General features: G+C 73.0%; 4 protein-coding genes. 3 read left to right on the top strand and 1 reads right to left on the bottom strand.

Going from position 1 to position 3,224, the window contains the following annotated elements; genetic code table 11:
* A partial coding sequence (locus tag AOK23_RS32725; RefSeq protein WP_055716171.1) for an ATP-binding cassette domain-containing protein occupies positions 1 to 572 on the top strand: 572 nt, incomplete at its 5' end.
* 75 nt (positions 573 to 647) lie between these two features.
* Here AOK23_RS32725 and AOK23_RS32730 read toward each other — a convergent pair.
* On the bottom strand, positions 648 to 1,358 hold the full coding sequence (locus AOK23_RS32730; protein ID WP_055716172.1) for a transglycosylase family protein: 711 nt from the start codon (positions 1,356 to 1,358) through the stop codon (positions 648 to 650).
* 539 nt (positions 1,359 to 1,897) lie between these two features.
* Between AOK23_RS32730 and AOK23_RS32735 the strand changes: the two genes are divergently transcribed.
* Together AOK23_RS32735 and AOK23_RS32740 are read left to right on the top strand one after the other, a co-directional pair.
* Entirely contained in the window at positions 1,898 to 2,668 is a 771-nt protein-coding gene (locus AOK23_RS32735) for a hypothetical protein (protein WP_055716173.1), read from the top strand.
* Positions 2,669 to 2,834: 166 nt separating this feature from the next.
* Positions 2,835 to 3,185: a hypothetical protein gene (locus AOK23_RS32740; RefSeq protein WP_055716174.1), complete on the top strand. Its 351-nt coding sequence runs from the start codon at positions 2,835 to 2,837 to the stop codon at positions 3,183 to 3,185.
* The last annotated feature ends 39 nt before the right edge of the window (positions 3,186 to 3,224 follow it).

Here is a 3,224-nt window from a genome sequence, read left to right on the forward strand (position 1 = left end):
CCGTCGCCGCGCCGGGCCCCGGTCTGACCGTCCTGCTGGGCCGCAACGGCTCCGGTCGTACGACCGCGCTCGGGGCCCTCGCCGGCACGGTGCCACTCTCCGCCGGGGCCGTGGAGTGGGACGGCACCGACATCACCCGGCTGCCGGCGTACGAGCGGGCCCGGCGGGGCCTCGTCCTCGTGCCCGAGCGGCGGGCGGTCTTCGGCTCGCTCACCGTGCGCGAGAACCTCGAACTCTCCGTGCGGGACGTCTCCCCCGCCCTCGCGGCGTACCCGGCGCTCGACCCGCTGCTCCCCCGCCGCGCCGGCACCCTCTCCGGCGGTGAGCAGCGCATGCTCGCGCTCTCCCGTGCCCTCCTGGCACGCGCGCGTGTCGTCCTCGTCGACGAGCCGGCCCAGGGCATGTCACCGGCGGTCGCGGCGCGCACGTACGCCCTGCTGAGCGGACTGGACGCCTGTGTGGTCGTCGCCGAGCAGCGCCTGCCGCCGGCGCTGCGGGAGGCGTCCGCGCTCGTCTACGAACTGCGGCGCGGCACGGTGGCGTTCTGCGGCGAGGCCGCCGAACTGCCCTGAGCGCGGGAGAAGGGCGCGGGTCCCGTCCGGGCGGCGCGCCGGACGGGACCCGCGGACACGGTGCCGGGAGGGTGCTCAGAGGTCGAGGCGCTGACCGGGCACGATCAGACCGGGGTCGGCCCCGATGACGGCCTTGTTGGCGGCGTAGATCTTCCGCCAGGTGGTGCCCTGCCGGGCGGCGATGCCGCTCAGGGTGTCGCCCTGGCGGACGGTGTAGTCGCCTCGGGAGGCGCTGCGGTCCGGGTGGCCGGTGGAGCGCGACGGCGTCGTCGACGGGGCGCTCTTGGAAGGCTTGGCGGCGTTCCCGGCACTGCCGGCCGGGGCGGACTTGGTGGTCGCCGAGCCGTTCGAGGGAGCGGCGGGCGCGCTGCCGTACGCTCCGGCGCGCGCGGCGCAGACGGGCCAGGCGCCCCAGCCCTGGGCGCGCTGGACCTTCGTGGCGATCGCGATCTGCTGGGCCTTGGACGCCTTGTCGGCGGTGGGCGCGTAGGCGGTGCCGCCGTAGGCGCGCCAGGTCGTGGCGGCGAACTGGAGTCCGCCGTAGTAGCCGTTGCCGGTGTTGATGCGCCAGTTGCCGCCGCTCTCGCACTTGGCGATGCGGTCCCACACTCCGCTGTCGGCCGCGGCGGCGTTGCCGGCGGCGGTGAGCAGTCCCAGCGGGGCGAGCAGCACGGCCCCGGCGACGACCGCCGTCGTACGTGTCCTGCGGGCGTCCTGCGCCTTCGCCCTACGGGCGTTCCGCGTGGTGCGAGTGTTCTCGCGTGTGTTGTCGGCACATGCGGACATGTAGTTCCCTCTCGAAGGACTCGGGGTCCCCCAAGGCGGGGCGCGCTCCGTGTCGCACAGGACGCGGGGGCGCGCTCAGCCCCGTCCGCCGGCGGGGTGGTGCGGTCGAGCTGGCTGTCATGCGGCCGGCGGACGTACCCGAGCGGTGCTCGTTGCACACGGCCGGGAATCTAGGGAACTTGACTGGTTGTCAGCAACTGGTCATCCGTCCTCCGAGGCCAGTTCACCGTTACCGTCAGTAGCAGCCAATTCCGGCCACCCACTTCATTCCCTGATTTCCGGATTTGTCGGCCAGGGGCCTCAATGATCTGTGAGCCACTTCACCGCGGCAAGTGCCTGCACAGTTCCATGAGTTGACGCGGAGTAACCGATTCCGCGGATGGATTCACCCTGCGCGCCGGATGGTTCGATTCCATTCGTCCTCGAGCGTGACTCCGGCCACAGAAAGCCCGTTGTCTCCTTCATGAGCCGGAACCTCCGTGCTCACGGGCCGGGCGCCACCCGGCATCCGACACGCACCGCATCCCGAGGAGCCACCCGTGCCGCGCATGCTCGAGGTCAGCGACGAGGTACGCGCCGAGATCGGCGACGAAGAAGCCGACCGGCTGCTCGCCGGAGAGAACGCCCCCGGCGGCTACGACTGCACGTCCTGCCGTACCCCGGGGGACTCCGAGCAGGAGCGCACCAGCACCGTCCTGTTCGTCGGCGACGAGACCGCCGTGCTCGCCTTCGCCCACGCCACCTGTCTGCCCTCCCAGGTCGTCCAGGTCACCGAGGAACAGTTGCAGGGCGCCGCCCGTTCCATCGCCGGATCGGCCGCCCCGCAGGCCGCGCCCGAGCAGGCCGTGCTCGGCGTCACCAGCGGACTGATCCTGCTCAGCGGCGAGTTGCACCCGGCGCTGGTCGTCGAGCCGACCGCGCCGATCGCCCGCCCGGGCACCACCGGCGCCGGCGACGACTTCCTGCCGCTGCTCATCGAGCAGGGCTTCATGCCGCTCCCCCAGATCGACTCCGTCCCGCCCGTGCTGCACGGCTGGTCGGTACTGCTCGCGATGGGCCAGCTGCACGCCATCCTGCAGCCGGGTCCCTCCGGCGGCACCCCGGTCGCCTGGTGGCAGGCGCACCAGGCGCTCCAGGTCGCCGACAGCTGGCGGGCCGCGGCGAACAAGCACCAGCAGGTGCTGCTGTTCGCGGCGCCGGTCGGGTCGATCGGGCGGCAGCCGCGGGAGGACCTGCTGCGGGAGGCGCTCGACAAGGCCGCGGCGAACGGCAAGTTGGTGGCCGCGACGCTGCCGCTCGCCGGGACCTGACGGCCGGCCCGGTCGCGCCGCGCCCCGCGGATCACCGCACGGGGCGCGGTCCCGGGCCGGAGGCTGAATGGTGTACGGCCCGCATCCCTTGCCCGGCGGGGTCGTTGGCTCAGACGTGCACGCATTTGACGTTCCCCGCCGCCAGTCCTACTCGTCGATCCCGTCCATGCGGCCGACACAGGACCCTTCGGGCGGCCCATCGACCACACCGATCTACGACACGCTCTACGCGGAGTGGGTCAGGTCCTATCGGGCCCTGCCGGGTGACCGGCACGGCGAGGAGGAGCTGGGGTTCACCGGGTTCGGGAACCTCCAGCACGGCTCGGGCGGCCAGCGAACGAGCTCGTACGGTGCCCGGCACTCTGCCGGGCACCTCGCGACCCAGCGCGACAGCCAGTCCGGGCAGACCACCACGACGACCCCCGTGTGGCAGGCGGTCGGCCGGATCCCCACCGGCCACACGGGGATGCACCACATCCCGTCCCCGTTGCCGCCCAACCCGCGCCGGGGCCTCTAGTGCTGTGGCCGGAAAGGCTTGCCGGAAAGCTCGCGGCGT

Source organism: Streptomyces torulosus (genome assembly GCF_001419765.1).
GTDB lineage: Bacteria > Actinomycetota > Actinomycetes > Streptomycetales > Streptomycetaceae > Streptomyces > Streptomyces torulosus.

Coding starts and splice junctions, on each gene's coding strand:
- AOK23_RS32740 (WP_055716174.1), top strand. CDS start 2,835: ATGCGGCCGACACAGGACCCTTCGGGCGGCCCATCGACCACACCGATC.
- AOK23_RS32730 (WP_055716172.1), bottom strand. CDS start 1,358: ATGTCCGCATGTGCCGACAACACACGCGAGAACACTCGCACCACGCGG.